This is a genomic window from Hyphomonas jannaschiana VP2, assembly GCF_000685215.1.
Classification (GTDB): domain Bacteria; phylum Pseudomonadota; class Alphaproteobacteria; order Caulobacterales; family Hyphomonadaceae; genus Hyphomonas; species Hyphomonas jannaschiana.
The window spans coordinates 15,293-41,009 of sequence record NZ_ARYJ01000018.1 but is presented as its reverse complement, the minus strand read 5'-3'; the positions used below and the strand labels follow the sequence as shown (position 1 = coordinate 41,009).

Genomic DNA, 25,717 nt, shown 5'->3' with positions numbered 1-25,717 from the left:
GGAGCCGCACCTGCATCGGGCCAAAGCCCTGGCCCTCCTCGCCAAGCAGCTTCCAGCCCGGCACACGGCAATCTTCCAGCGCGACCTCGTATGTGAATTCTCCGCCCAGCATTGGAATTCGGCGCAGCACGTTGAAGCCCGGCGTGTCGCGATCCACGAGGAATGCGGACATGCCGCCCCGTGCCTTCTTTTCCTTGTCCGTGATGGCCATCAGGATGGTGAAATCGGCCTCAGCAGCCCGGGTGATCCAGATCTTGCGGCCATTGATGACCCAGTCGTCACCATCGCGCACTGCGCGTGTAATCATTCCGGATGGATCGGCGCCGGCACCCGGTTCGGAAATGCCGATGGCGGATATGGTTTCACCTCGGGCGTAAGGCTCGAGATATGCCTTGCGCTGTTGTTCGTTCACCGTGGTCATGAGCATGCGAAGGTTCGGCGAGTCCGGCGGTAGCGTATAAGTCGCGACCGTGGAGCCGAGCGCCTCGTTAACGGCCACAAGGGCTACATGAGGCATGCCCATGCCGCCGGCGTCTTCCGGCGCATCGAGACTCCAGAGGCCAAGATCTTTTGAGACTTTGTCCAGCCGCTGGCGCTCTTCAGGAGTCAGATAGGCGCCTTGTCCATTGGCTTCGCGTTCCAGAACGGCGCCTTCCAGCGGCATCAGCTCGTCCCGCACGAAGCGCTGGACGAGGTCGGCAAGCATCCGGTGCTCTTCGTCCAGTTCAAATTTCATATTTCGCTCCTCCGGCCGCCCTTAACTGGTGGCTCAGAACGGCAGAACGCCACAAGGGAGGGAGTCGGGCAAGGCGCCAAACTTCATGACCTTGGGGAAGCTCCGCGGGAGTTGAAAGAGTCCCGAAGTCTGGCACAGGCCGGTAATCTGCCCTATCGATTGTCCTCGGCAAAGCTTGTCGTCAGGCGACCCGCTCGCTGGGGGAAGAAGGTAACAGGTGCATGAAGCGATCAGACGGAAAGGCTGAGCGGGACGACCGCGACACCTATTGGGTGCTTCGGAAGGATCAATTGAGCTGCTTGGCGTCTCCGGTACGAATGGACATTGTCGACCATCTGGTGGGCCGCGGCCCGATGTCCATCAAGCAGTTGGCGGCTTCAATGGGCCGGCAGCCTTCCTCGATCTATTACCACATGAATATGCTGGTGAAGGCGGATCTGGTCGTGGAGGCAGGTTCGCAGGTTTCCAATCGCCGGGCAGAGGTCCTCTACGAAACAATATCGCCTCGCATGCGATTGCAGAAAGCGCTATCTGATCCCGCCAATCACGAGACCATCGACCGGACGGTTGGTGCGATCTCCCGACAGGCACACCGGGATTTTGTTCAGGGCTTGTCTCATCCTCGGGCACAGCTGGAGGGCGACGAAAGGAACCTCGGGTTTTTCCGGCTGATCAACCGGCCGAGCCCGGAATCGCTCAGGGAAATCAATGGCTACATTGAGCGGATTGCCGAGATACTCTGGGAGGAACGCGACATGGAGCAGCCGCTGATTGCGTTTGCCTGGACACTGACGCCACTTCACGAAAAAGCTGTCAGTGGCGATGACTGAACCTCCGGACAGCGCGTTCGGCAGGTATTTGAAATATAAAGATGTTGATGGAGCGAGTTTATGAGCGACCTGAACAGCCGCGGGGTTATGAAAGCGATTTACGATGTAATCTCGCAGCCGTCAGGCAAGCGGGACTGGGAGAGCATCCGGCATTTGTATCATCCGCGCGCAACCATGACTCGGACAGGCGTAGCAATCGACACGTTGCCAGCCAATCAGTGCCTGACGTTCGATGAATATGTCAAAGCCGCAGAGGAAAATCTCGCTGGCGCCTCCTTCAAGGAAACCGAAATCGGGCATGAATGCGCGCGGCTGGGGGCCGTCGCACAGGTGCGCAGCGTGTACGAAACCATCTACCGGGTCGGAGATCGCGAGATTCATTCCCGGGGGGTGAACTTCATCACCATGGTCCGGCTCGCAGATACCTGGCAGATCATCAGCATCGCATGGGACAATGAACGCGCAGGTGTCACCATTCCGGATGAATGGCTCAATTGAGATAGATTGACAGGACGATCCCGGTCAGACGTTGAACCTGAATAGCATCACGTCGCCATCCTGCACGACGTATTCCTTGCCTTCGGCCCGCATCTTGCCGGCTTCCTTGGCGCCAGACTCTCCGCCGCAGGCGATGTAGTCTTCGAAGGTGATTGTCTCCGCACGGATGAACCCCTTTTCGAAGTCGCCATGAATGACGCCGGCCGCCTTCGGCGCAGTCCAGCCTTTGCGGATCGTCCAGGCGCGGGCTTCTTTCGGGCCAACAGTGAAATAGGTCTGGAGGTCCAGCAGGTCATAACCCGCATGGATCAGGCGGGTCAGGCCAGGCTCTTCAAGGCCGAGTGTTTCGAGGAATTCGGTCCGGTCGGGCTCGTCCAGGATGGCCAGCTCGGATTCGATCTGGGCTGAGATGACAACGCAGCCGGCGCCTTCTTCCTTGGCGCGCTCTTCCACGCGTCTGGAGTAGTCATTGCCGGTCGCCGCACTGGCTTCGTCAACGTTTGCGACAAAGAGGATCGGTTTGGACGTCAGCAGTTGCAGCATGTTCCACGCCTTGCGGTCGTCTTTCGGAACATCGGCGCGGCGGGCAGGGCGGCCTTCCTTCAGCTCGGCGAGTGCCAGGTCGATCAGGGCCACCTGGGCTTTGGCTTCCTTGTCGCCGGAATTGGCTTTCTTGATGACGTTCTGCTTGCGCTTCTCGAGGCTTTCGAGGTCTGCGAGCATAAGCTCGGTCTCGACCACTTCAAAGTCGGCAATCGGGTCGATGGTGCCGCGAACATGGGTGATGTCGTCATTATCGAAACAGCGGAGCACGTAAATGATCGCATCGGTTTCGCGGATATTGGCGAGGAACTTGTTGCCAAGGCCTTCGCCCTGGCTGGCGCCCTCAACGAGGCCGGCAATGTCGACGAAATTCATGCGCGCGGGAATGATCTCTTTCGAGCCGGCAACCCGGGCCAGTTCCGCCAGGCGCGGTTCTGGCACGGCGACTTCGCCGACATTCGGCTCAATCGTGCAGAACGGATAGTTCGCCGCCTGTGCCGCAGCAGTCTGTGTCAGAGCGTTGAAAAGCGTGGATTTGCCCACATTGGGCAGGCCCACAATCCCGCATTTGAAGCCCATTCCGGCCTCCCTAAACTTAGATTTCGAGGGGGCCATAGCCCTATTCCCGCAGGAAAAACAGGCGGTTTTCTCTCCTGACAGCGGAATTGGGTGTTCAACAGGGGGGCTTTGGGTAAGGTTGGCCCACGAAATGCAAGGCAGAACGCATGGCTTATGACGTCTTTCTCGTAACTGTGCCGGAAGACTTCGACATGGCGAAACTTGTCGCCCGTCGTCTCCGCTCGCTGAAATTCACCGTTCGTTTCAATCAGAAACAAACGGAGGACGATATTTTCGACGCCAAGGATGCGCGGGATGCCGGTAAATCCGGCAACATGCTGATCCTCTGGTCCGAAAATTCGGTCAAGAATGACTGGGTGCGCGCAGCAGCTGCGGTCGGCAATTCCCGGGATGGGATGCTGGTGCATGCCGGCATCGACAAGACGATCCCCTATACCCCTTACCGGAAATCGAAGCGCTTCCCGCTGGAGGGATTTACATCCCGGAAAATGCCGGAAGGTTTCTACAAGCTAGTCGAAGAGCTGGCGGAACGTACCGGCCGCTCCGATCTTCGCGCCTGGATGAAACTTGGTTCCAAGGATGACGAGGCCCGCGAAGCTTGGCTCGATGCCCATCCGGATGACCCGCTGGCCATTGCAGAGCGCCAAAAGCGTGAGAAGGCGCTCGGTATCAAGCCGGAACCTGCCAAGGAAGCTGCAGAGGCTGCGACGAAAGCGGAGACCACTCTGCGCAATGGCAATGGAGAACCTGCGCCCCGTTCAACAACCGGTGTGTCCGCTGCTGTGGCGCGTGCTTCGGCAAATGCCCGCACCGCAGCCACAACTGTCGTGGAGCCGGATCAGGATCCCGTTTACGGAAACTGGACCATCGCGGCTATCTGCGCGGCGATAGCGGCGATTTTCCTGTTCAGTCTTGTGGTCCGCTCTCAGCCCGTCGAACGGCTCAGCGCAGAGATGCCGGCAACCGGCAATGCCCGGACCGTTATCGCGGCTTGCCCGGCAGGGACCGTGCCGCGCTCAATGGTCGAGTTCATGGAGCCCGGCCCGGTCGACATCGGCATGGGGCACGGCCCGATCATCGACGACACGACCCCGCCTGAAAGCGAGTAAGGCCTATCCAAAGACGGCGATCGTCTGACGCCCCACCATCATCGGCTCGCCTTTTGAATTCCACAGGCGCATGGCCTGGCTGGAATAGCCTTGTTGTGCGGTCTGCGCGACGTGCTGGGCCAGGAACCACCCGTCCTCGGTCGAGATGTTGTCCGTCAGGAATTCAGCCATCCAGGTCATGGAGCTGATACGTCCCGGCGCGGTCATCATGGAAAGGGCCGCCGGAGGTGGTGAGTCCGCAATCGACAAAAGCGTGACAGCATCCATGGGTGCCGTTTCATCCCGGTGCCGTAGCCACAGAACGATTTCGCCATCCGGCGCGCCGCTGATCGGGCGCCCACCCTTGGCGAGGCGCACATTGAAGTGATGCGAGAAAGCAGGCCGCCGGCGCTCATCCGGGAAGAACTGTTTCGTCTCGTCCGGCAACGTAACAACCGGCGCCACCATGTCAGAGAAATCAAGGCTCGATTCCCGCGCGGCCCCGAATGCGAAAATGCATTCCGCGACGATCCCGTCGGGGCCTGTCATGCGGACGGAAATGAACGCGGTGTTCTTACCCTCACGCAGCACAGTCGGCACGGAGACAAGCTCACCTGAGGCCGGGCCGACAAAGGCGACCTGTGCAGAGCGAAGAGGCCGGTCGCCCGCAAGCGGCAGGGCGGCCTTCAGGCAGAGGGCCGCTGTCAGTCCGCCATATGTGGTTCGTCCCTGCATCCAGTCTTCAGGCACGGTTACACGTGCGGAATTATCCGCATCAAAGGCGATGGAGGAGAGGAGATCGGTATAGTTCATTGCCTCGGTCCGTTATGGCAGATTTGATTCCTGCCTAGCCGCATTCCTTTTCGGAACCAATCCGTGCCGCTAGGGGAGCATGGCCGGAATAAAAACGCCCCGGCGTGTGAAGCCGGGGCGCCGAAACTGGTGGTTTTCGATCCAGCCTAGTGCTGGCTTTCCGGCGTAGTCACACGCAGACCGTCCAGATCGTCCGACACGGTGATCTGGCAGGACAGGCGAGAGTTTTCCTGAACGTTTTCAGCGAAGTCGAGCATGGATTTTTCCATTTCCTGCTGCTCGCCCACTTTGTCCATGAAGGCCTGGTCGACATAGACGTGGCAGGTCGCGCAGGCACAGGCACCGCCGCAATCTGCATCAATTCCGGGAATGGAATTCTTGATGGCAGCTTCCATGACGGATTCGCCGTTTTTCGCCTCGACGGTCCGTTCGGTGCCATCATGGTCGATATAGGTAATCTTTGGCATCGGCTTTGTGGTCTCCTTAGGCTGAGGCGGCGGCCGCAGCGATGTCTTTCATTGAAATGGATGTATCCTTGAGCATGTCGGGTGCAACTTTGGTACCCGTCATGATCAATTTCTTTGACGCCAGGAATTCTGGCGGGCTGTTGACCGCGTCGACGGCGATCAGCGTGCCATTGCGCAGGTAGAAGACGGCGAATTTCCGCTCGTCCGGATTACCGCGAACGACAATTTCATCGTGGCCCTGGTTGAGCCCGGCGATTTGCAGTTTCAGGTCGTACTGGTCCGACCAGAACCAGGGGCAGTCTTCTGGCGGGCGCGGTTTGCCGAGGATGGCAGCGGCAGCGAGCTTACCTTGTTCAATCGCATTGTGGACGCTTTCAAGACGGCCTGTGCGGCCATAATGGACAAGCGGACGGCTGGCGCAGTCACCCGCCGCGAAGATGCGAGGATCAGACGTATGCGCGTCCCTGTCCGTGGCTATGCCATTGTCGATCGTCAGCCCGGCATCCTGTGCCAGTTCGATGTTCGGCAGGATCCCGATCCCGGCCAGCACAATGTCCGCCGGTAATTTTGTGCCATCCGCCAGAACTGCCGCGCTGACTTTACCATTCTCGCCTTCGAGATGGTCGAGCCGGGCGCCTGTCAGGATCGTGACGCCCTGCGCGCGGTGTTCCTTCTCGTAAAAGGCGCTCATCGTCGGGCTGGTCACTCGGGCGAGCACACGGTCCGCCATCTCCAGCACAGTGACTTCAAGCCCCATCTGGCGCGCCACAGCGGCTGCTTCGAGGCCGATATATCCGGCGCCGATAATCACCATCCGGCGGCCGGCGACCATGTTCGGCTGAATGCGGTCTACGTCAGCCAGGCCGCGCAGATCGAACACATTTTCAAGATCGGCGCCCTTCACCGGAAGCGGGCGGGGGCGGGAGCCCGTACACAGGATCAGCGCGTCATAGTTCAGCGTCGCGCCATGTTCGAGTTCTACCACCTGGGCAGCGCGATCGATCCGGGTCGCACGGGTCGAAAGGATCAGTTCGACGCCATTGTCTTCATACCAGGCGGCCGGTTTGAAGAAGAGGCGCTCTTCGGCGAACTCACCCTTCATATAGGCTTTCGAAAGGGGCGGGCGCTGGTAAGGCAGCGCGGGTTCGTCCCCAACAAGCACCAGCTTGCCGGCGTAACCTCCCATCCGCAGGGACTGCACGGCCTGCGCGGCTGCCTGTCCGCCGCCGATCAGTACGATCTGCGATGCGTCTGAAAGATCCAAACCTGTACCTCCCTCAAGGCATTGCTATATTTATGACGCATGCGTCACGTTTTTAGCCTTTTATATGCTGGCCAGTTACAGTGCAAGGCGTCGTAAATCCATGGCACGAATTAGCGCAGCACCTTTATATGCATGAGATGACAGTGATTCTTGAATGTCCAGATGAGACTTCCCTGCGTGACGTGGGGGCACGTGTCGCCCGCTTGCTTCAGGCGGGAGATGTGATCGCCCTTCATGGGGAGCTCGGCGCCGGGAAAACGACATTCTCCCGGGGGATTATATCGGACTATAGCGGGACTACGGATGTCCCAAGCCCGACCTATACGCTGGTTCAGCTGTACGATTCCGGGCCATTTCCGATCTGGCACTTCGACCTTTACCGGCTCAAGTCTCCCGATGAGGTCGTCGAGCTCGGATGGGACGAAACGCAGGACGGGATCGCCCTGATCGAATGGCCGGAGCGGGCAGGCGACCACCTGCCGGAGTGGCGGCTGGATGTGACGATTGAAATCCTTGGGGAAGGCCGTCGCGTGACACTGGAACCGCGCGGCGAAGGCTGGCAGACACGTCTCCATGGGTTTTGACGAAACAGGCCGCGCGGCGGAGATAGACGCTTTCCTTGTCCGTGCAGGCTGGGAGGACGCCGCGCGTTTCCCGCTCGGTCAGGATGCGTCCACGCGGCGCTATATCAGACTGATAAAACCGGATGGCTCGCGGGCGCTGCTGATGGATGCCCCGAATGTCGAGGACAGCCCATGTCCGCCGGATGCCGATGACGCGACCCGTATCGCCATGGGCTGGAATGCCTCGACGCGGCTTGCGGCCTCGCGGGTGGATGCCTTTGTCCTGATCGCCAAATACCTTCAGAATCGCGGGTTCCGGTCTCCGGAGATCCTCGCCCATGACAGCGATCATGGGTTCGCCCTCATCGAGGATTTCGGGGAAAATCTCGAAATTGCCCGGCAGATCGAAGCGGGGCTGATCGATGAGCGCCCGGCCTATGTCACCGCTGCGGGCATCCTGGCGGAGCTGCACCGTGAAGACCCACCAGAGGTGCTGTCGAATGGCGCGGATGTCTGGAGAATTCTCGATTTCGACCAGCTGGCGTTGAGATCCAATGCCGATCTCTATGCCGACTGGCTGCGGGCAGAGCGGGGTGGCGGCCCGCTGGAGGGCGCCGAGCGGGAAGAGTGGGACAAGGTTCGCGATCAGCTGATTGCGCAGGCAATGGAATATCCCCGCACCTTCACCCTCCGGGACTTTCACGCCGAAAACCTGCTCTGGCTGGGGAATGGCGAGCTTGGCCTGCTGGATTTTCAGGACGCCGTGCGCGGCTGGGACGCCTGGGATATGGCGATGCTGACCCAGGATGCCCGCCGGGAGGTTTCGCCGGAAGCGGCCGAGGCAGCCATCCGCCATTATCTCGACGAGACCGGCAAGTCGCGCGAAGCGTTTGACGAACGGCTGGCGGTAATCGGCGCGTTGAACGCCCTGCGCATTGCCGGCGTCTTTTCCCGTCTTCAGCACCGCGACGGCAAACCGCGTTACGGCCTGTTCCAGCCGCGCCAGCTCTCCATACTTGCCCGAAATCTGTCGCATCCGGCGCTTAAGGATATGCAGAGCTTCGTCAGGCGGACGACGCCGTTTGTCTTCGAGGGGGTCTGAATGAGCGTGCCGGTTCCACACACAGCCATGGTGCTTGCCGCCGGTCTCGGCACACGCATGCGGCCCCTGACCGATGACTGCCCGAAGCCGCTGATCGAGTTGCGCAGCAAGGCGCTGATCGACCGGATGCTGGACCCGCTGGCCGCCGCTGGCGTGAAACGAGCCATCGTTAATGTCCACTACCTTGCCGATCAGGTGGAAGCGCACCTGAAAAACCGCTCCGATATTGAGATCGTCATCTCAGATGAGCGCGGAGACGTTCTGGAAACCGGCGGCGCGCTGGCCAAGGCCCGGCCGCTGCTGGGCGATGACCCGATCCTCGTGGCCAACACGGATGCGTTCTGGGAGCCGGCGGGGCCGGAACCTGTCCAGGCGTTGGCCGAAGCGTTCGATCCGGAAGCCATGGATGCCTTGCTTCTGGTCGCCGATACCGGGCGCACGCTGGGCTTCGGCGGGGCAGGCGACTTCTTCCGCCATGAGGACGGCAGCATGACCCGGCGGGGCGATGCACCCAAGGCGCCATATGCCTTTTGCGGTCTGCGCATTATCCGCCCGCAACTCTACGACAATGAGCCTGTAGAACGTTTTTCGGCGCTTCGCGTCTGGACGCCGCTGATCGAAAAGAAACGCCTGCACGGTGTGTTGCTGGACCGGTTCTGGCTGCATGTCGGCGATCCTCAGGCGCTGAAGGACGCAGAGATGTGGCTGGCCTGCCATGGCGGATAAGGGCGGATTGTTCTCCGGTGACTCCCGCCTCTACACGATCCCTCCGGGAACGGATTTCCTGCGGGCGCTTGCGGGCACACTGGCGGAAGAGGCGGGGCTGAAGGGCAATCCCGAAGCGCTGGCAGACGCGGTCATCTATGTTCCGAACCGGCGCTCGGCCCGTGTGCTGGCCCGCGTGCTCTACGACGCAAGCGGCGAGAAACCGATCCTGCCGCCGGACATCCGCACCCTGGGAGACATTGAGGCGGATGAGGCGCCATCTGTTGACGCGGCAAGGTCCGGCCTGCCATCTGCCATGTCGGCGGCGAGACGGCTTGGCGCGCTGACCCATCTTGTCCAGGCCTTTTACGACAATGCCTATGGCGTGACGCCGCCGGCGGCCTCCGCGCTCGCGGCCGCGCAGGAACTCAGCCGACTGATGGAACAGGCGGCACTGAGTGAACAGGTCGACTGGTCAATGCTGCCCGACCTTGCCGGGACAACCGAACTGGCAAAGCACTGGGAACATTCGGTCAAATTCTTGAAGATCATTTCCGAAAGCTGGCCGGACTGGCTTGCCGAAAATGGTGAGAGCGATCCGTTCCTGCGGGACATTGCCGCGGCCCGTATCATGGCGCAGCGCTGGGCAGAGGCTCCGCCCAAGGCGCCGGTCCTGATTGCGGGGTCCACGGGTGCAACCCCGGCCGGCCGTATCCTGATGAAGGCCGCCATGACCTTGCCGAAGGGCCTGGTCGTGCTGCCGGGTCTGGACATGCACGCAGACGAAGACGCGCGCGCAGTCATTGCCGGATCCGTCAGTCACCCCCAGCATATCCTGTTCGATACGTTGCGGGATCTCGGCGTACAGCCGGAAGATGTGCGTATCTGGCCGGGAACCGATGGCACGACAAAGGCCGAAGCCCGCCGCCGCATGATCCATGAAGCGCTGGCCCCGGCGGAGTCGACAGCGGACTGGCGCCGGACGCTGGATTCCCTCTCGGCCTCTCTCGGGACCGTGAAAGAGGACTTCGCGCATGCGGCGCTCGATGGCCTGACCGTCATCGAGGCGCCGGATGAGGCCGTCGAGGCCGAGACCGCCGCGTTGCTGCTGCGCGAGGTGATGGAGCATCCCACAGAGACTGCCGCGCTGGTCACGCCTGACGCAACACTGGCAAGGCGGGTCAGCGGCGTGCTGCGGCGCTGGGGGCTGGACGTGCCGCCATCCTCCGGCAGTCCGCTGGGCCAGACGAGCGCGGGCAGCCTGATTGGCCTCTGCGCACGCTGGGTGCTCGACCCGGCGGAGCCGGTGATCCTGACCGCCGTGCTGAAGCACCCGTTTGTGCGCGGCTTTGGCGGGGCGGGCGGTCTGGACCTCTATTTCCTGCGCGGCGCCCGGAACTGGCAGAGCCTTGACGACCTGCTCCATTCCATCCGGACACGGAAGGATCTGGACCCCTATGCCAGTTTCTTCGATACCGATCAGGCTGAGGCCGAGGCCCTTGTTGAAGAGGTCATCACCGCTTTCCGTGAGACAGGCGCGGACCTGTCGGCGGCTGGCCCGATGCCGGGACGGCAGATCGCCGAGCGCATTGCTGCGCTGGCGGCCCGGGTCAGCCAGACGCCGTTCCCATGGGCCGGGGAAGATGGCCGCTCGGCGACGACGATGATGGAGCATGTTGCCGAGCTTGCGGATTATCTGGCGCCCATGCCGCCGCACGCCTTCGCAGAACTGATCGAGGCGGATGCGGCCCAGCGCACGGTCAGTGCCGGGGTGTCGGAACATCCGCGTCTTGCCATCTGGGGGCCGCTGGAAGCGCGTCTCCAGTCTGCCAGTCACATCATCCTGGCGGGGCTCAACGAAGATGTCTGGCCGCAGCGCCCGCCTGCAGATGCGTTCCTGCCGCGCCGGTTCCGCAAGGAACTTGGCATCAGCGATCCCGAAGACCGGGTCGGCCTGTCTGCGCATGACTTCGCGCAGCTGGCCTGCGCTCCGAAAGTGACCCTGCTCCACGCGCTCCGCCGCAATGATGCGCCGGCGGTTGCCTCGCGCTGGGTCTGGCGCCTGAAGACGCTGGCAGAAGGCGCGCTCGGCGATACCGCGAAGCACGCCCTCGCGCCGGACGGCGATGATCCGCTTGAGTGGGCTCTGGCGCTGCGAGACCGGAAGACGGCTGACTATCCGTCAGATTTTGCCGAGCCGAAACCGCGTAAGCGTCCGGAGGGATGGCCGCAGAGATTGTCGGTCACCCGGATCGATACGCTGCAGCGTGATCCCTATGCGATCTGGGCAGAGCAGGTGCTGAAGCTCGACACGGTCGACCCGATGAATGCCGAGCTTGGACCGGCGCCTCGCGGGACGGCGATCCACAAGGCGCTGGAAGATTTCGAACAGGAGGGTGCGCCGAAGACGGCGGCGCACCTTGTCTCATTGCTGACAGAGAATCTGTCCGCAGCCGGGGAACCCGAGGCTGTGCTGGCGGCGCGCCGGGCTGTGCTGGCGCAGATGGCAGACTGGTATCTCGGCTGGCGGTCTCAGCGCCGTGTCGATGGCAGGCCGAAACTGGAGGTAAAGGGGCGCTGGGATTTCGACATCGGCGGCGCGCTGTTCACCCTGTCCGCCATGGCCGACCGGATCGAACGCCAGCCGGATGGCAGCCTGATCGTGATTGACTTCAAAACCGGCAATCCGCCTTCGGACAAGGAAATCGCCGCCGAACTCAGCCAGCAGATGCCGCTTCAGGCGCTGATCGCAGGCAAGGGCGGCTATGAAGGCATCCCGGCCGCCAGTGTGTCCGGTCTCGAATACGTGGCCTTCAAGGCGAAGCCCGATGCCCGTGTTATCGGCCAGAGCCGGGCTCTTCAGGCGACACCCGACGAACTGGCGCAGACAGCGGAAGAGGGGCTCGTGCGCCTCATCTCTGCCTATCGCGAGAATGAAGCGGCGTTCCTGTCCGCTCCGCGTGTCCAGTTTGTGAAATACGACAATGGCTACAACCGCCTTGCACGGCGGGCCGAATGGGCCGGCGACACCGATGATGGAGGCGGCGATGAGTAGTTTCGTGTCTCCGCCGGATACGGAGGATTTCCGCAAGGCGGTCCAGGTGCAGGCCCGCTCGGCAGACCCGATGCATTCGGCCTTCGTCATGGCCAATGCCGGTTCCGGCAAGACCAAGGTGCTGATCGACCGCGTCGCGCGCCTGCTGCTGCGCCGCCCGGACGGGCGCCCCGGGGCGAAGCCGGACTCCATTCTCTGCATCACCTACACAAAGGCTGCGGCGAGCGAGATGCTGTCTCGTCTCTTCAAGACGCTTGGTCAGTGGTCGGTGATGGAAGATGACCCGCTGCGCAAGAAGCTCGCCCAGCTTCAGGGGCGCAAGGTCAGCGACTATAATGCCGAAGACCTTCAGGTCGCGCGAGCCCTGTTCGCAAACGCGCTTGAGACGCCGGGCGGCCTGCGTATCGAGACGATCCATGCCTTCTGTGCACGTGTGCTGCGGCGCTTCCCGCTGGAAGCCGGTGTATTCCCGGGCTTCACCGAGATCGAGGAAGACGAAGCCTTCGCCCTGTGGAACGAGGCGCGTAGCGAAGCTGTGCTGACGGCGCAGGAGACTATGCCGGAGTTGCTGGACCTCCTGGCGCTCGAAGGAGGACATGAAGGGGCCATGCTGGCGCTCGATACGCTACGCAGTATCGGCACGGCAGTCCTGCGCTTCGCAGCGCATCATGACGGCGACCTGGAAACGATGGATGATGTCCTTCGCGAGCGCCTGCAGGCGCCGGAAGCATCGGTTGCCGAATTGCTGGACCTCGCCATGGGTGAGGCGTTGCCTTCTGCCGATATTCGCACCGTGGCCGAACTCCTGCTCACAGGTGGCAAGACGGATGTGGCCACGGGCGAGAAGCTGATAGCTGTCCTCGCCGCGGAAGATGCAGGTGAGCGCTGGTCGATTTATCGCTCGGTCTTCCGCACGGCGAGCGGGGATGTCCGCGCGTCCAATCCGTACACGAAAGGCATGGCCGATGCTTCGCCGCTGGTTGCCCACCTGTTCCAGATGAAGGACGGTTTGGGTGAAGAAGCCCACCGCATGCTTGAACTGGAAGACCGGCTGAACCGCGCTGCCGCCTTCGCGCGCACATCCGCCATGGTGCGTGTGGGACTGCCTGCGCTGGAACGCTACCGCGAGCTGAAGCGTGCCCGCGCCGCGCTCGATTTCGACGACCTGATCGAGCATACGCGCATCCTGCTGACTGCAACCGGCATGTCGGACTGGGTGCTCTACAAGCTGGATGGCGGCCTCTCGCATCTTCTTCTGGACGAGGCGCAGGATACAAGCCCGACACAGTGGGAACTCGTCGATGCGCTAACTGGCGAATTCGATGCCGGGCAGGGCATCGAGCGGGCGCAGGACCCGCGTACCCTGTTCGTCGTCGGTGACGAGAAGCAGTCGATCTATTCCTTCCAGGGAGCAGACCCGTCACAGCTGTTGAAGCAGTATCACCAGTTCCAGTCCCGCAATTCGGATTTGCTGAAAGAGACGATGGAAATGTCCTTCCGGTCCGGTCCGGAAGTGCTGGAATATGTCGATGCCGTATGGAATGAGGCCCCGCCCATTCCGAACGCGCCCGCAGGTGACCCGACAGAGGAGAGCAATCTCATCCGGCATGTTTCCTGGCGGTCGGACCAGCATGGCTGTGTGGAACTCTGGCCGATCGCCCCGAAGGAAGAAGAGACAGAAGAGGACGCCTGGGCGCGGCCCGTCAACGCCATGCGGTCCTCCTCACCCAAGGCCCGGCTGGCCACCGAAATCGCCAGGGCCGTGAAGGCCATGATCGATGCGCGCGAAAGCATCTGGGCCGATACCGGAGAGGGCTGGGTGCAGCGCCCGGTCCAGCCGGAAGACATCCTGATCCTGGTCCGTGGACGGACCGGTGGCTTGTTCGATGCCATGATCGGTGCGCTGAAGGCGCAGGGGCTTCCCGTGGCAGGCGCTGACCGTCTGAAACTGGGCGACCATATCGGCGTGCAGGATTGCCTGAACCTGATGCGTTTCGCCGCCCTGCCTGAACGCGATCTGACCCTCGCCGAGATCCTGCGCGGGCCATTCCTCGGCCTTGTGGATGATGACCGCTACCTGTTCGAGCTGGCGAGCGGCCGCAGGCGTGGCGAGACCTTGTGGCAGCGTGTGCAGGCCAGCACGGATCCGGAAGTCCAGGCAGCGGCAGCGTTCCTGCAGAAGCTGATTGATAACGCCCATCTGCCGCCCTTCGACTTCCTCACCGCCGTGCTGGATGTTCCGGGAGCAGATGGACAGACCGGCTGGGAGAAACTGAACGCCCGGCTCGGCCACCCGGCACGGGATCCGGTTGAGGCGCTCGTCGCCGAAGCTATCGCTTTTGACTCGACCGAACCTGCCTCACTGCAGTGTTTCATCGCGCGCATGGAAGCGGGCGAGGTGGAGATCAAGCGCGACCTCGCTGCGCCGGAGCGGGAAATCCGCGTGATGACCGTGCACGGCGCCAAGGGCCTTCAAGCCCCGGTGGTGATCCTGCCGGATACGACCAGCGCACCGAAGCCATCCGGTGGGCGCATCCACGAAATCAATGGCGTGCCGGTCTGGTCGCCGCGCAAGGACGGGGAACTGGCCGAGGTCACTGCCGCCCGGGCACTGGCGGATGCGCGTGCCGAGGAAGAACACCGTCGCCTGCTCTACGTGGCGCTGACGCGGGCACAGGACCGGCTGATCATCGCCGGGCACTGGTATGGCGGCCAGAAGGGGGGCGGCTATCACGACCGCTCCTGGTATGCGCTCTGCCTGAACGCGATGGACAGGCTTGCCCCCGCCGAAGGCGAGGTGCGCGACGCGATCCGCCGGTTCGGTGTCTCGCCATCGACTGCGCCCAAGACCGCGCGCAGGGAAACCGAAAGCGCTGCTTATCCCGAATGGGCGCTGAAACAGGTGGAAGACACGCCGGTGACCGCCCGCCGCAAGTTCAGCGCGCCGACCAGCCTGCTCGGCCGGGACATGCCCGTCATGGCGCCGTTCGGGGAAGGGCGCGAGGCCCGCCTGAAACGCGGCCGTCTGATCCACGCCCTGCTGCAATACCTGCCGGATGTCGAAGAAGCAGACCGCGAGACAGCCGGCCGCAATTTCCTTGCGCGCGATGCCTCGCTGGAAGAGGCGGAACGCGAGGAGATGCTGGTGGCGGCGATGGGCGTCCTGCAGGACCCGGCCATGACAGGCGTCTTCGCGCCGGGCGGACGGGCCGAGGCGGCCATCATCGGGAGCTCGAAGGAGCACCTTCCGGAAGGCGTGGTGATCAATGGCCGGGTCGACAGGCTGGTGGTTTCAGACACGGAAGTCCTGATCGTTGATTTCAAGACAGACCAGCCCGCACCGGACACGCCGGAAGGCGTGGGCGAGAGCTATATGCTGCAGATGGCGGCTTATTGGGCCGTGCTGCGTGAGGCCTGGCCTGACCGCGCCGTACGGGCCGCGCTCTGCTGGACGGACGGGCCGAAACTGATGCCATTGCCGGAAGATATGCTGTTAGCCGCGCTAAAGCGTGCTGGCAGCGAGGTTTGACTTGTGCCGGGAGTCCCTATCTAGCAGTCTGTTGAACCGAAATTGAGGAGCTCGCCATGGCAGCGATTGATGTAACAGACGACGAGTTCGACGGCGTCATCGCCAATTCCGATGTCCCCGTCGTTGTGGATTTCTGGGCCGAATGGTGCGGCCCCTGTAAGCAGATGTCTCCGCATCTGGAGGCCGTCGCCGAGGAAATGGCCGGCAAGGTCAAAGTCGCCAAGATCAATGTCGATGAAAACCCGATGACCGGCTCGAAATACGGCGTGCGCGGCATGCCGACGCTGATGATCTTCAAGGATGGCAAGGTCGCTGCCACGCACCTCGGTGCGATGAGCAAGCAGGCCATCGCCGACTGGATCAAGCAGTCGGCCTGATTCGCCAGACAGCGAGTCCTAGGCTGGCTCGCTGGTCAGCGCCAGGAACACGTCTTCAAGGTCGGGGGTCTCGGTAACGAGATCCCCGATTCCGATTCCGGCCTGACGCACCTGTTCCAGAAGGCGGCCGATTCCGGTCTCGCTGGTCCGGAACGTGATTTCCAGCTCGCCCGACTCGCGGATTTTCGCATCCAGAGCAGACAGGGCGTCCGGCACATCCGCCAGCGGTTCTCTCGGGCTGATGACCAGCGTCTTGTAGTCGAGCCGGGAGAGAAGCTGCGGCGTCGGCTCGCAGGCAACGATTTCGCCATGGTTCACGATGGCGATGGAATCGCAGAGCTCTTCGGCTTCTTCCAGATAGTGAGTCGTCAGGATGATCGTGGTGCCGCGCTGGTGCAGTTCGCGCACATAGGTCCACATCGAGCGGCGCAGTTCCACATCGACGCCAGCGGTCGGCTCGTCCAGGATCAGGACAGGCGGATTGTGGACAAGGGCCTTGGCCACCATCAGGCGCCGCTTCATGCCGCCGGACAGCTGGCGCACATAGGCGTCTTTCTTGTCGTCCAGGCCCACAGCGGCGAGGATTTCGTCTGTCTGGCGCTCGCCCTTCGGGACGCCGTAAAAGCCAGCCATCAGCTCCAGCATTTCAAACGGGGTAAAGAAGGGGTCGGCGACGATCTCCTGGTTCACAACGCCAATGGCGGCGCGGCTCTGGCGGGGGTGCTGGTCGATGTCCAGGCCCCAGATACGCGCTGTGCCGGAGGTCTTGTTCACCAGGCCCGCCAGAATGTTGATGAAGGTGGACTTACCCGCCCCGTTCGGACCCAGCAGGCCGAAGATGGACCCCCGCGGAATCTTGAGGCTGATTCCCTTCAGGGCATGCTTTTCAGGCATTCTGCCGGAGGCAGCGTACACTTTCTGCAGGTTTTCGACTTCAATTGCGTATTCAGGGGCGGTCTTTTGGTCAGTCATCCAGTCCTTCTTTCCTGCGGCATGGCGGTGCTTGCGCGGTCCACTGGTGCGCTCTAGGTAGGGCTGTACGACGCGGCGAACAAGCCGGGGCCAACTTACAGGACTGAATAGGCGATCCAATGTCTACCAAGCGCGATGTTTTCGACCCACCCGAAGTCGTGATGGTCAAAAGCCACAAGGTCTCCTGTAATGGCGGCGGTGGGGCACTGGGCCACCCGCGCGTCTGGTACGAGATGGGCGACGAGGATTTCGTCGAATGCAAATACTGCGACCGGCGTTTCGTCCTGATCGGCGGCAAAGACGACCCCGGCCGGGGTCGCTGATTCTCCCTGAACACGGAGCCGGCAGACCATGCATGTTCTTGTCGTCGGCGGTGGAATTGGCGGGCTGACAGCCGCCCTCGCGCTGGAGAAGCGCGGTCATACCGTTACAGTTGTCGAGCAATCCGGTGTCATCAGTGAGGTGGGCGCCGGACTGCAGCTCAGCCCAAATGCTACGAAAGTCCTGAATGCCCTCGGCGTTGGCGCCCGGGTGATGACGGATGCGTTCCGCCCTCAAGCGGCGGAAATGCGCTGGGGCCGCAGTGGGGCGAAGGTTTTTTCCATCCCGCTGCGCAAGGCGGCGGTGAACCGATGGGGCGCCGAATACATCCATGTTCACCGCGCTGACCTGATTGAGGCGCTGCGGGCAGAGCTGGCGGCCCGGGCGCCGGAGTCCATCCTGCTGGGCCACCGGCTGGGGCGGTATGAGAACCGGGGCGACAAGGTCGTCGCGTTTTTCGAAGGCGGCGGCGCGATTGAGGCGGACCTGCTGATCGGTGCGGATGGCATTCATTCGGCCGTGCGCGCGCAGATGCTGGGACCGGACAAGCCGGAATTCACCGGCTGCGTTGCGTGGCGTGCCACCGCGCCGGTCACCGCGCTCGGAAACAACGCCCCGCCGCCCACAGCGAGCGTCTGGGTCGGGCCGCGCAAGCACGCGGTGACCTATCTGCTCCGCCGGGGCAGCCTCGCGAATTTCGTCGGGGTTGTCGAACACAAGACGCCGGGTGACGAATCCTGGACGGCGACCGGGGCCAAGGAACAGGCGCTGAAAGACTTCAAGCGCTGGCACCCGTCCGTCACCGCAATCATCGAAGCTGCCGACTCGATGAACCGCTGGGCGCTTTTCGGCCGCAAGCCGCTGCCCAAATGGAGCGACGGCCGCGCGACGCTGCTGGGCGATGCCTGCCATCCGATGTTGCCATTCCTGGCGCAGGGGGCCGCAATGGCGATCGAGGATGCTTGGGCATTGGCGGCTTGTCTGGAAGGTGAAGCGGATATGGCAGCGGCGCTTGCCGCTTACGAAGCCCGCCGCAAACCGCGTGTGACCCGGGTTCAGGCCGGGGCCCGCGCCAATGCGAAGCTGTACCATAGGGGCAACCCGGTCACGCGCTTCGGGTCCTATGTGCCGATGGCCATGGCAGCGCGCGCGGCGCCCGGTTTTGTCCGCTCGCGCCTCGACTGGATCTATCAGTACGACGAAACGTCTCTTTAGATTTTCACCGGTTATCCTTGCCCTGAAACTGCCCTAAGGGCAGGAAGGTCGACCCCGCTCAACCGCACCGGTGAAAAATGCTCTCAATTCTCGATCTTTTCCGCGTCGGAATCGGCCCCTCCAGTTCTCACACGGTCGGTCCGATCCGGATCGCGAACCGGTTCATGGCGAACCTCACCAGCGCTGGTGGCACGCCCGCAAGGATCGAAGTGGAACTGCAGGGCTCGCTGGCGCTGACCGGGGCGGGGCACGCGACGCCAAAGGCTGTCATGCTGGGCCTCCTCGGTTTCGAGCCTGAGACGCTGGACCCTGACGCGGCAGACCGGGATGTTGCCGCACTGGAAGCCTCTCGCGAGCTGCCTCTGGCGTCCGGCACATCCATTCCCTTCGATCCGGCCAGGGACATCGTCTTCGCCTATGACGTTCTGCCGGCGCTCCATCCAAACGGGATGCGCATGCGGGCGTTCGATGCAGACGGCGCGACCGTCGCCGACGAGACCTGGTATTCGACCGGCGGCGGCTTTATCGCCACCGAGCGGCAGCTTCAGCGCCCGGTTGAGGACGATCTGCTCCCCGTCGGCCCGTCCGTCCCGCATCCGTTCGGATCGGCTGCCGACCTCCTGGCCATCTGCGCCGCGACCGGTTCCGGCATCGCAGACATTATCCTGACCAATGAAGATGCGATGCGTCCCCGCGCCGAGACGGAAGCGGCGCTGGACCGGATCGCGGACGTCATGCTCGCCTGCATCGAACGCGGCCTGTCGCGCGAAGGCGTGCTGCCAGGCGGGCTCAAAGTGCGCCGGCGTGCGCCGGATCTGTGGAAGAAATTGCAGAATGATCCCCAGTCGAACGAACGGGAACAATTGTTCGACTGGCTCAATGTCTATGCCATGGCGGTCAATGAAGAGAACGCGAATGGCGGGCAGGTCGTCACCGCACCGACCAATGGCGCGGCCGGCATCATTCCGGCCGTGATCCGCCATTACTGCGCCGATACGGAAGACAAGACCGGGCGCCTGCGCCGCTTTCTGCTCACCGCCGGTGGCATCGGCCTGCTTTACAAGCAGCGCGCATCCATCTCGGGCGCGGAAATGGGCTGTCAGGGAGAGGTCGGCGTTGCCTGTTCCATGGCGGCGGCCGGGCTTGCCGCCGTCTGGGGCGCCAGCCCGCAACAGGTCTGCAATGCGGCCGAGATCGGCATGGAGCACAATCTTGGCCTGACCTGCGATCCTGTCGGCGGCCTCGTGCAGATTCCCTGTATCGAGCGCAATGCCATCGGCGCGGTGAAGGCTGCAAACGCCGCTCGGCTGGCGCTTCACTCAACCAATCAGACCCATGTATCGCTCGATCAGGTGATCGAGACCATGCGCCAGACCGGCATGGACATGTCTTCCAAATACAAGGAAACATCGCAGGGCGGCCTCGCCGTGAACGTCATCGAGTGTTGAGCGTTCTGTCCTGGAGTTGATTTCCGGAACATCACTGGGAGAGCCGCATGGCCACGGTCAACAATCTGTCCTCCTTGCTGCACAGCCTGGAAGCGAACACCGAGGGGGAAAAGGTGACCGTCCGGGCGATGCTGAACGCCGTCGGACGGCGGTCCTACGGGCCGATCCTGCTCCTGCTCGGCTTTCTGGCGCTCAGCCCGCTCACCATCATTCCCGGCGCGACTTGGCTGGTCGCGATCATCACCCTCCTGATTGCCGGCCAGATCCTGATCGGACGGCCATTTCCATGGATTCCCTCGCGTTTCCTGAAGGTCGAATTTCCGCGCGAGGCGCTGTTGCAGGGCATCAAGCTGGCCGATCCCTATGTCTGCCAGGTGGACCGTTTCCTGAAACCGCGGCTGGCCTTCCTGACGTCGCCTCTGTTCGCGCCCTTCGTGGCGCTGATCTGTATTGCAGCCGCGATCCTGACGATTCCATTGGGATTGGTGCCGTTCGGGCCCGTGCTGCCGGGGCTGACCGTCTTCCTGTTCGGCCTGGCCCTGACGGCGCGGGACGGGTTCGTCCTGATCCTGGCTGCGCTGGGGCTGGCGGCGGCCTGCTGGCTACTGTTCCGCCTCTGGGCGAGGATTTCCGGCGCGTTCGCTTGACGCCGGGTACGGCCTTTTTGACTTGAGATGGCTGGGTTACGCTTGCGGAAACGTAAGGCGGAAAGAGCAATGTCAGAGATCAGATCCTATCTCGGCTGGAAGGTGGATTACCTTAATGCCCCCGGTGAACCGGCATTTGCCGGGCCGGATTCCGTTTCCTGGCAGGTCTTCAAGAACCCGGTCGCGCTCGCCATCGGCGGTGTGGCGGCCGTGCTGTTGGAATTTGCGGATGCGCGCATCCGGTCTGGCGTGTGGGATCACTCCGTTTTCAAGACCGATCCGATCGGCCGGTCGAAGCGCACCGGCGTCGCCGCGATGGTCGGCGTGTACGGACCGCAGAGCGCCGCCCGCCGCGTCATTCAGGGTGTCACCAATATGCACGCCCGCGTCGAGGGGCAGACGCCATCCGGCGAGCCGTACAAGGCGCTGGATGTGGAACTGCTCGACTGGGTCAGTGCAACGGCCAGCTTTGGTTTCCTCACGGCCTATGACCGCTTCGTGAAACCGGTCTCGGAGGCCGACAAGAAACGCTTTTTCGAGGAAGGCGTTCCGGTCGCGCGGCTCTATGGGGTCCAGAACCCTATCCGTTCGCTGGAAGACTTCGACGCGATGATGCAGAAACTGTTGCCACGCTTCGAGCCGCATCCGATCAATACCGAATTCCTGGACATCATGTGCTCCGGCCGCGCGGCGCCGGGCGTCCCCAAAGGCCTGCAGAGCGCGCTTGTGCATGCCGCCGTGGCGATCCTGCCACCAGTCGTCCGTGAACGGCTGGAACTCGGTTCCGAATACGACCTGCACTGGAAGGGCGAGATGACGGTGAAGCTGATGGCCAAAGCCGCCGAGCGCTTTCCAGACCCGTCTTCACCCGCCGCGCATGCCAGCGAACGCCTCGGCCTGCCGCGGTCGTTCCTCTGGAAAAGTGACGCCGAGCGTGTCCGCCTCCTGCAAAACGCCGCCGCCGTCCGGGCGTCGGTTCCAGCCGAATAGGATCTCAGATACATGGACCTGGCCTTCAAGCCCGATGAGGAAGCCTTCCGCGAAGAAGTGCGCGACTTTCTCGCGGACAATCTGACGGAAGACCTTCGCCGCTACGCTGCGCGCATGACCAGTGTGTATGCGGAAAAGGAGATCGGCCTCGCCTGGCAGAAGATCCTTGTCGATCAGGGGTGGGCGGCACCATCCTGGCCGGTCGAATATTGCGGTTGCGACTGGAGCCTCGCGCAGCACTACATTTTCGACGTGGAAATGGCGCGGGCGGGCGCGCCGCCACTGTCGCCCATGGGCATCGGCATGTGCGGCCCGGCGCTGATCGGGCATGGCTCGAAAGCGCAGAAGGACTACTATCTGCCACGCATCCTGTCGGGGGAGGATTTCTGGTGCCAGGGCTATTCCGAACCGCATGCCGGTTCTGATCTCGCCGCCCTCACCATGTCGGCGGTTGAGGATGGCGACGACTTCATTTGCAACGGTCAGAAAATCTGGACCACGCATGGCCATGTTGCCAACATGTGCTTCTGCCTTGTGCGGACGGATTCCTCTGGCAAGCTGCAGCAGGGCATCACCTTTATCCTGATTGACATGAACTCACCCGGTGTGCGGGTCGATCCGATCGTCATGACGTCTGGCGAGCATATCCAGAACTCGCTTTTCTTCACGGATGTCCGTGTACCAAAGAAAAATGTCGTAGGCGAAGTCAATCATGGCTGGACGGTCGCGAAATACCTGCTCGAATTCGAGCGGGGCGGTCATGCCTACGGGCCGCGTCTGATCGCGCGGCTGGAAGCGTTGCGGCGTCACGCAGCGGAGCAGGACCTGCTGACACCGGACTTCGCCCGCAAGATCAGTCTCGCCGAAGCGGACGCCACCGCGCTCGAAGCAGCAGAGATGCAGCTCATGGCGGAACTGGCCGGGGGCGGCACGCCGGGTCTCAAAGGCTCGATGATGAAGATCCGCGGCACCGAACTCAGCCAGCACATCACCGAACTCGCCATCGAACTGGCCGGGCTCTACGTCCAGCCGTTCCAGCCGCACCATACCAGCCCCGGTGGACCGGTGACGACGGCGCCGCCGTCGAATGCGCCTCTGGTGGGACCCGAAAGTGCCGTGACCTCTTCCGCGAAGTATTTCAACGACCGGGCAGGCTCGATCTATGCCGGTTCCAACGAGATCCAGCGCAACATTCTCGCCAAGGGGCAGCTGCGCCTTTAGGACCCGACAAGATGATCACGCTCTACGAACATCCGCTCTCCCCCTATGCCCAGAAGGTGAAGATCGCCCTGCGCGAAAAGGGCGTGCCGTTCGAAGTGGCGATGCCAGAGGGCATCGGCGCCGGGTCCACAGGCGGTGCGTTTGCAGAGGCTGCGCCGCGCCGGGAAGTGCCGGCATTGATCGACGGGGACGTCTCCCTGTTCGATTCCACCATCATCCTCGAATACATCGAGGATAAATGGCCAGAGCCTTCGCTCTTTCCCGCCGATCCGGCCGCGCGCGCGAAATGCCGGATCATTGAAGACGTGATGGACACCCATTTCGAAGCGACCAGCTGGGGCCTTGGTGAGCTGCATCATTTCAAGCGCGGCGACGAGCCGACCCGGGCAAAGATCGAAAAGAATGCGGCGCGCCAGATCGCGGCCTTCATGGACTGGCTATCCGGCCAGCTGGGTGAGGCGGACTGGTTCAGCGGAGACGCATTCGGCTGGGGCGACCTCAGCGTTGCGCCTTATCTCAACGGCATTTCCGGGTTCGGCTATACGCCGGAAAAAGGCTCTGCGCTTGAAACATGGCTTGTCCGTGTGAATGCGCGCGACAGCGTGCGTGAGGCGGCCGAGCAGGCCCGCGCCTCGATCGCCGGAATGCAGGCAGTCAGCGCTGCGGTCGAAGCCGGCATTTTCCGCCGCCACTACCGCGACCACCGGCTTGAATGGATGATCCGCTCCGGTGGCATGGAAATCGTCCGCGACGGGATCGAGCGTAACACGATCCGTTTTACGGACCACTGGGACAACTGAACATCAACAAGGCCGCCTGACGCGGCTCAAGGAGGAACACAATGGCCATCAAGACACGCTTCACCGAGGAGTTCGGGATCGAGCATCCGATCGCGCAGGGCGGCATGCAATGGGTCGGCTATGCCGAAATGGTCGCGCCAGTCGCAAACGCAGGCGGCCTCGGCTTCCTGACGGCGCTGACGCAGCCGACGCCGGAAGACCTGGCGAAGGAAATCGCGCGCACCAAGGAAATGACGGACAAGCCGTTCGGCGTGAACCTGACCATCCTGCCGGCCATCAAGCCGCCGCCTTATGCGGAATACCGTGACGCCATTATCCAGGGCGGCGTGAAGATTGTCGAAACCGCCGGCTACAAGCCGCAGGAACATATCGATCACTTCAAACAGCACGGTATCAAGATCATCCACAAATGCACCGCCGTGCGGCATGCGCTGTCGGCTGAGCGGATGGGCGCGGACGCCATCTCCATCGACGGCTTCGAATGTGCAGGCCACCCGGGCGAAGACGATATTCCGGGCCTGATCCTGATCCCGGCAGCCGCCGACAAGGTGAAAGTACCAATGCTTGCTTCCGGTGGCTTCGGCGATGGACGCGGCCTCGCGGCGGCCCTCGCCCTCGGCGCTGACGGCATCAATATGGGCACGCGTTTCTGCGTCACGAAAGAGGCGCCGATCAACGAGGCCTTCAAGCGCCAGATGGTCGAGAATGACGAACGCGCCACGAACCTCATCTTCCGCACGCTGCACAATACGGCCCGTGTGATGAAGAACGCGGTCTCCGACGAAGTGGTCGCGATCGAGCGCAAGGGCGGGGCGAAGTTCGAGGACGTCCAGCACCTTGTCGCCGGTGTTCGTGGCCGCAAGGCAATGGCGGAAGGCGACACGGATGGCGGCATCTGGTCGGCCGGCATGATTCAGGGCCTGATCCATGACATTCCGACCGTCGAGGAGCTGATCGACCGGATCGTCGCAGACGCCGAGAAGATCATCAAAGGTCGTCTCGAGTCGATGATCAAATAAGCGGGGAGGGTCAGATGGCTTACGAGCAGGTACTTCTTGAAAAGGATGGCCCTGCGGCCATCATTACCCTCAACCGCCCGGACAAGCTGAACGCGTTCACGAACCAGCTTGGCCGGGAACTCGCCGACGCAATCCGCGCCTGTGATGCAGATGATGACGTTCGCGGCATCATCATCACGGGCGCGGGCCGGCATTTCTGCGCAGGCGCAGACATTTCCGATGGCGCGGATGCCTTCGACACGAAGAGCGGAACCGGCGCCAAGAATTTCGGTACGACCGAACCTGGCAAGAGCCGGGACGGGGCGGGCTTCATCGGTGCGATGTATGCCTGCCAGAAACCGCTGATCGCCGCATTTAACGGCGCGGCCGTCGGGGTTGGCATTACGATGATGCTGCCGACCGACTTCAAGATTGCCTCAGACAAAGCAAAGTTCGGATTCGTCTTCTCTCAGCGCGGCTTGCCGCCCGAAGCGGGCAGCGCCTGGTTCCTGCCACAGCTGGTCGGCCTGCCTCAGGCGCTCCGCTGGTGCATGACGGGGCGGGTGTTCAGTGCCGAGGAGGCGCTGGAAGGCGGCCTCATCAGCGAGATTCACCCGCCAGAGGAACTGTTGCCCGCCGCCAAGCGCATCGTTGCCGAGATCGCGCAGAACACGGCGCCGGTCTCTGTCGCCCTCGTGCGCCAGCTGCTCTGGCGATTCGGACCGGCAGCCGACCCGTTCGGCCTGTTGAAGGTCGATGGCCAGTTCGCCCTCAGCCTCGGTTCATCTCCGGATGTGAAGGAGGGGGTGACTGCTTTCCTCGAAAAACGTCCGCCGGCTTTCCCCGGCAAGGTCTCCTCCGACATGCCTGAAGGCTATCCCTGGTGGTAATACGCCCCGGAGGGGACCGCTATTCACGGTGTTTATACGGTGTATTCATGGTCTTCTTCACGGTGT

24 protein-coding genes are annotated in these 25,717 nt (G+C 62.6%); 18 read left to right on the top strand and 6 right to left on the bottom strand.

Translation table 11 applies throughout. The features are described 5' to 3' along the window. Positions 1-736: acyl-CoA dehydrogenase family protein (locus HJA_RS17010; protein ID WP_035584740.1), on the bottom strand; the 736-nt coding region annotated here is incomplete at its 3' end. A gap of 221 nt (positions 737-957) precedes the next feature. On the opposite strand from HJA_RS17010, the gene HJA_RS17005 reads away from it, so the two are divergent. Both HJA_RS17005 and HJA_RS17000 read left to right on the top strand, forming a co-directional pair. Then, the gene (locus HJA_RS17005; RefSeq protein ID WP_081814786.1) at positions 958-1,566 is read left to right on the top strand and encodes a helix-turn-helix domain-containing protein; all 609 of its coding nucleotides are present in this window, start codon (positions 958-960) and stop codon (positions 1,564-1,566) included. A gap of 60 nt (positions 1,567-1,626) precedes the next feature. Next, positions 1,627-2,064, top strand: coding sequence for a nuclear transport factor 2 family protein (locus tag HJA_RS17000; RefSeq protein ID WP_035584734.1), 438 nt, complete (start codon positions 1,627-1,629; stop codon positions 2,062-2,064). 24 nt (positions 2,065-2,088) lie between these two features. On the opposite strand, the gene ychF is transcribed toward HJA_RS17000, so the two are convergent. Continuing rightward, on the bottom strand, positions 2,089-3,186 hold the full coding sequence (ychF, locus tag HJA_RS16995) for a redox-regulated ATPase YchF (RefSeq protein ID WP_035584731.1): 1,098 nt from the start codon (positions 3,184-3,186) through the stop codon (positions 2,089-2,091). A 146-nt stretch (positions 3,187-3,332) separates the two neighbouring features. On the opposite strand from ychF, the gene HJA_RS16990 reads away from it, so the two are divergent. Further along, on the top strand, positions 3,333-4,295 hold the full coding sequence (locus HJA_RS16990; protein WP_035584728.1) for a hypothetical protein: 963 nt from the start codon (positions 3,333-3,335) through the stop codon (positions 4,293-4,295). A gap of 3 nt (positions 4,296-4,298) precedes the next feature. Here the strand turns inward: HJA_RS16990 and HJA_RS16985 are convergent, their stop codons facing one another. From HJA_RS16985 to HJA_RS16975, 3 genes are all read right to left on the bottom strand, one after another. Beyond that, positions 4,299-5,087 carry a thioesterase family protein gene (locus HJA_RS16985; protein WP_035584725.1) on the bottom strand — a complete coding sequence of 263 codons (789 nt, stop codon included), beginning with the start codon at positions 5,085-5,087 and terminating at the stop codon, positions 4,299-4,301. Positions 5,088-5,233: 146 nt separating this feature from the next. Next, a complete protein-coding gene (locus HJA_RS16980; protein WP_035584722.1) occupies positions 5,234-5,554 on the bottom strand; it encodes a 2Fe-2S iron-sulfur cluster-binding protein in 321 nt (106 codons plus the stop codon). Between the two features lie 16 nt (positions 5,555-5,570). Further along, complete coding sequence (locus HJA_RS16975) at positions 5,571-6,818, bottom strand: NAD(P)/FAD-dependent oxidoreductase (protein WP_035584719.1); 1,248 nt, start codon at positions 6,816-6,818, stop codon at positions 5,571-5,573. Positions 6,819-6,955: 137 nt separating this feature from the next. Here HJA_RS16975 and tsaE point away from each other — a divergent pair, with 137 nt between their 5' ends. The 6 genes from tsaE to trxA are packed head-to-tail and all read left to right on the top strand — an operon-like array spanning position 6,956 to position 16,149. Beyond that, a complete protein-coding gene (tsaE, locus tag HJA_RS16970; protein ID WP_051597835.1) occupies positions 6,956-7,402 on the top strand; it encodes a tRNA (adenosine(37)-N6)-threonylcarbamoyltransferase complex ATPase subunit type 1 TsaE in 447 nt (148 codons plus the stop codon). Beyond that, complete coding sequence (locus tag HJA_RS16965) at positions 7,392-8,483, top strand: aminoglycoside phosphotransferase family protein (protein WP_035584714.1); 1,092 nt, start codon at positions 7,392-7,394, stop codon at positions 8,481-8,483. The genes tsaE and HJA_RS16965 overlap by 11 nt, the downstream gene beginning before the upstream one ends. Beyond that, positions 8,484-9,209 carry a nucleotidyltransferase family protein gene (locus HJA_RS16960; RefSeq protein ID WP_035584711.1) on the top strand — a complete coding sequence of 242 codons (726 nt, stop codon included), beginning with the start codon at positions 8,484-8,486 and terminating at the stop codon, positions 9,207-9,209. Beyond that, complete coding sequence (addB, locus tag HJA_RS16955) at positions 9,199-12,243, top strand: double-strand break repair protein AddB (protein ID WP_035584708.1); 3,045 nt, start codon at positions 9,199-9,201, stop codon at positions 12,241-12,243. Before HJA_RS16960 ends, addB begins: the two co-directional genes overlap by 11 nt. Next, positions 12,173-15,772, top strand: coding sequence for a double-strand break repair helicase AddA (addA, locus tag HJA_RS16950; protein WP_051597833.1), 3,600 nt, complete (start codon positions 12,173-12,175; stop codon positions 15,770-15,772). Before addB ends, addA begins: the two co-directional genes overlap by 71 nt. A gap of 56 nt (positions 15,773-15,828) precedes the next feature. After that, entirely contained in the window at positions 15,829-16,149 is a 321-nt protein-coding gene (gene trxA / locus HJA_RS16945; protein ID WP_035572737.1) for a thioredoxin, read from the top strand. An 18-nt stretch (positions 16,150-16,167) separates the two neighbouring features. On the opposite strand, the gene HJA_RS16940 is transcribed toward trxA, so the two are convergent. Beyond that, on the bottom strand, positions 16,168-17,121 hold the full coding sequence (locus HJA_RS16940) for an ABC transporter ATP-binding protein (RefSeq protein ID WP_035584705.1): 954 nt from the start codon (positions 17,119-17,121) through the stop codon (positions 16,168-16,170). Between the two features lie 119 nt (positions 17,122-17,240). On the opposite strand from HJA_RS16940, the gene HJA_RS16935 reads away from it, so the two are divergent. From HJA_RS16935 to HJA_RS16895, 9 genes are all read left to right on the top strand, one after another. Next, positions 17,241-17,444, top strand: a complete 204-nt coding sequence (locus HJA_RS16935; RefSeq protein ID WP_035584701.1) for a zinc-finger domain-containing protein — start codon at positions 17,241-17,243, stop codon at positions 17,442-17,444. A 28-nt stretch (positions 17,445-17,472) separates the two neighbouring features. Beyond that, complete coding sequence (locus tag HJA_RS16930; RefSeq protein ID WP_035584697.1) at positions 17,473-18,657, top strand: FAD-dependent monooxygenase; 1,185 nt, start codon at positions 17,473-17,475, stop codon at positions 18,655-18,657. 77 nt (positions 18,658-18,734) lie between these two features. Continuing rightward, positions 18,735-20,105 carry an L-serine ammonia-lyase gene (locus HJA_RS16925; protein ID WP_035584694.1) on the top strand — a complete coding sequence of 457 codons (1,371 nt, stop codon included), beginning with the start codon at positions 18,735-18,737 and terminating at the stop codon, positions 20,103-20,105. Between the two features lie 47 nt (positions 20,106-20,152). Further along, positions 20,153-20,752, top strand: coding sequence for an exopolysaccharide biosynthesis protein (locus HJA_RS16920; protein WP_035584691.1), 600 nt, complete (start codon positions 20,153-20,155; stop codon positions 20,750-20,752). Between the two features lie 69 nt (positions 20,753-20,821). Continuing rightward, positions 20,822-21,742 (top strand): oxygenase MpaB family protein, encoded by a 921-nt coding sequence (locus tag HJA_RS16915; RefSeq protein WP_035584688.1) that lies wholly within the window; start codon positions 20,822-20,824, stop codon positions 21,740-21,742. A 12-nt stretch (positions 21,743-21,754) separates the two neighbouring features. After that, the gene (locus HJA_RS16910; RefSeq protein ID WP_035584685.1) at positions 21,755-22,963 is read left to right on the top strand and encodes an acyl-CoA dehydrogenase family protein; all 1,209 of its coding nucleotides are present in this window, start codon (positions 21,755-21,757) and stop codon (positions 22,961-22,963) included. 11 nt (positions 22,964-22,974) lie between these two features. Further along, entirely contained in the window at positions 22,975-23,763 is a 789-nt protein-coding gene (locus HJA_RS16905) for a glutathione S-transferase family protein (RefSeq protein WP_035584682.1), read from the top strand. 41 nt (positions 23,764-23,804) lie between these two features. Next, complete coding sequence (locus tag HJA_RS16900; protein ID WP_035584679.1) at positions 23,805-24,782, top strand: NAD(P)H-dependent flavin oxidoreductase; 978 nt, start codon at positions 23,805-23,807, stop codon at positions 24,780-24,782. A 14-nt stretch (positions 24,783-24,796) separates the two neighbouring features. Continuing rightward, positions 24,797-25,651, top strand: coding sequence for an enoyl-CoA hydratase-related protein (locus HJA_RS16895; protein WP_035584676.1), 855 nt, complete (start codon positions 24,797-24,799; stop codon positions 25,649-25,651). Positions 25,652-25,717: the final 66 nt, after the last annotated feature.

What these genes read in the sequence shown, in the direction of transcription:
- HJA_RS16895 (WP_035584676.1), top strand. Translation starts at nt 24,797, where the DNA reads ATGGCTTACGAGCAGGTACTTCTTGAAAAGGATGGCCCTGCGGCCATC.
- HJA_RS16940 (WP_035584705.1), bottom strand. Translation starts at nt 17,121, where the DNA reads ATGACTGACCAAAAGACCGCCCCTGAATACGCAATTGAAGTCGAAAAC.
- ychF (WP_035584731.1), bottom strand. Translation starts at nt 3,186, where the DNA reads ATGGGCTTCAAATGCGGGATTGTGGGCCTGCCCAATGTGGGCAAATCC.
- HJA_RS16965 (WP_035584714.1), top strand. Translation starts at nt 7,392, where the DNA reads ATGGGTTTTGACGAAACAGGCCGCGCGGCGGAGATAGACGCTTTCCTT.
- addA (WP_051597833.1), top strand. Translation starts at nt 12,173, where the DNA reads ATGGCTACAACCGCCTTGCACGGCGGGCCGAATGGGCCGGCGACACCG.
- HJA_RS16935 (WP_035584701.1), top strand. Translation starts at nt 17,241, where the DNA reads ATGTCTACCAAGCGCGATGTTTTCGACCCACCCGAAGTCGTGATGGTC.
- trxA (WP_035572737.1), top strand. Translation starts at nt 15,829, where the DNA reads ATGGCAGCGATTGATGTAACAGACGACGAGTTCGACGGCGTCATCGCC.
- HJA_RS16930 (WP_035584697.1), top strand. Translation starts at nt 17,473, where the DNA reads ATGCATGTTCTTGTCGTCGGCGGTGGAATTGGCGGGCTGACAGCCGCC.
- HJA_RS16915 (WP_035584688.1), top strand. Translation starts at nt 20,822, where the DNA reads ATGTCAGAGATCAGATCCTATCTCGGCTGGAAGGTGGATTACCTTAAT.
- HJA_RS16925 (WP_035584694.1), top strand. Translation starts at nt 18,735, where the DNA reads ATGCTCTCAATTCTCGATCTTTTCCGCGTCGGAATCGGCCCCTCCAGT.
- tsaE (WP_051597835.1), top strand. Translation starts at nt 6,956, where the DNA reads ATGACAGTGATTCTTGAATGTCCAGATGAGACTTCCCTGCGTGACGTG.
- addB (WP_035584708.1), top strand. Translation starts at nt 9,199, where the DNA reads ATGGCGGATAAGGGCGGATTGTTCTCCGGTGACTCCCGCCTCTACACG.
- HJA_RS17005 (WP_081814786.1), top strand. Translation starts at nt 958, where the DNA reads ATGAAGCGATCAGACGGAAAGGCTGAGCGGGACGACCGCGACACCTAT.
- HJA_RS16980 (WP_035584722.1), bottom strand. Translation starts at nt 5,554, where the DNA reads ATGCCAAAGATTACCTATATCGACCATGATGGCACCGAACGGACCGTC.
- HJA_RS16920 (WP_035584691.1), top strand. Translation starts at nt 20,153, where the DNA reads ATGGCCACGGTCAACAATCTGTCCTCCTTGCTGCACAGCCTGGAAGCG.
- HJA_RS16905 (WP_035584682.1), top strand. Translation starts at nt 22,975, where the DNA reads ATGATCACGCTCTACGAACATCCGCTCTCCCCCTATGCCCAGAAGGTG.
- HJA_RS16960 (WP_035584711.1), top strand. Translation starts at nt 8,484, where the DNA reads ATGAGCGTGCCGGTTCCACACACAGCCATGGTGCTTGCCGCCGGTCTC.
- HJA_RS17000 (WP_035584734.1), top strand. Translation starts at nt 1,627, where the DNA reads ATGAGCGACCTGAACAGCCGCGGGGTTATGAAAGCGATTTACGATGTA.
- HJA_RS16990 (WP_035584728.1), top strand. Translation starts at nt 3,333, where the DNA reads ATGGCTTATGACGTCTTTCTCGTAACTGTGCCGGAAGACTTCGACATG.
- HJA_RS16985 (WP_035584725.1), bottom strand. Translation starts at nt 5,087, where the DNA reads ATGAACTATACCGATCTCCTCTCCTCCATCGCCTTTGATGCGGATAAT.
- HJA_RS16900 (WP_035584679.1), top strand. Translation starts at nt 23,805, where the DNA reads ATGGCCATCAAGACACGCTTCACCGAGGAGTTCGGGATCGAGCATCCG.
- HJA_RS16910 (WP_035584685.1), top strand. Translation starts at nt 21,755, where the DNA reads ATGGACCTGGCCTTCAAGCCCGATGAGGAAGCCTTCCGCGAAGAAGTG.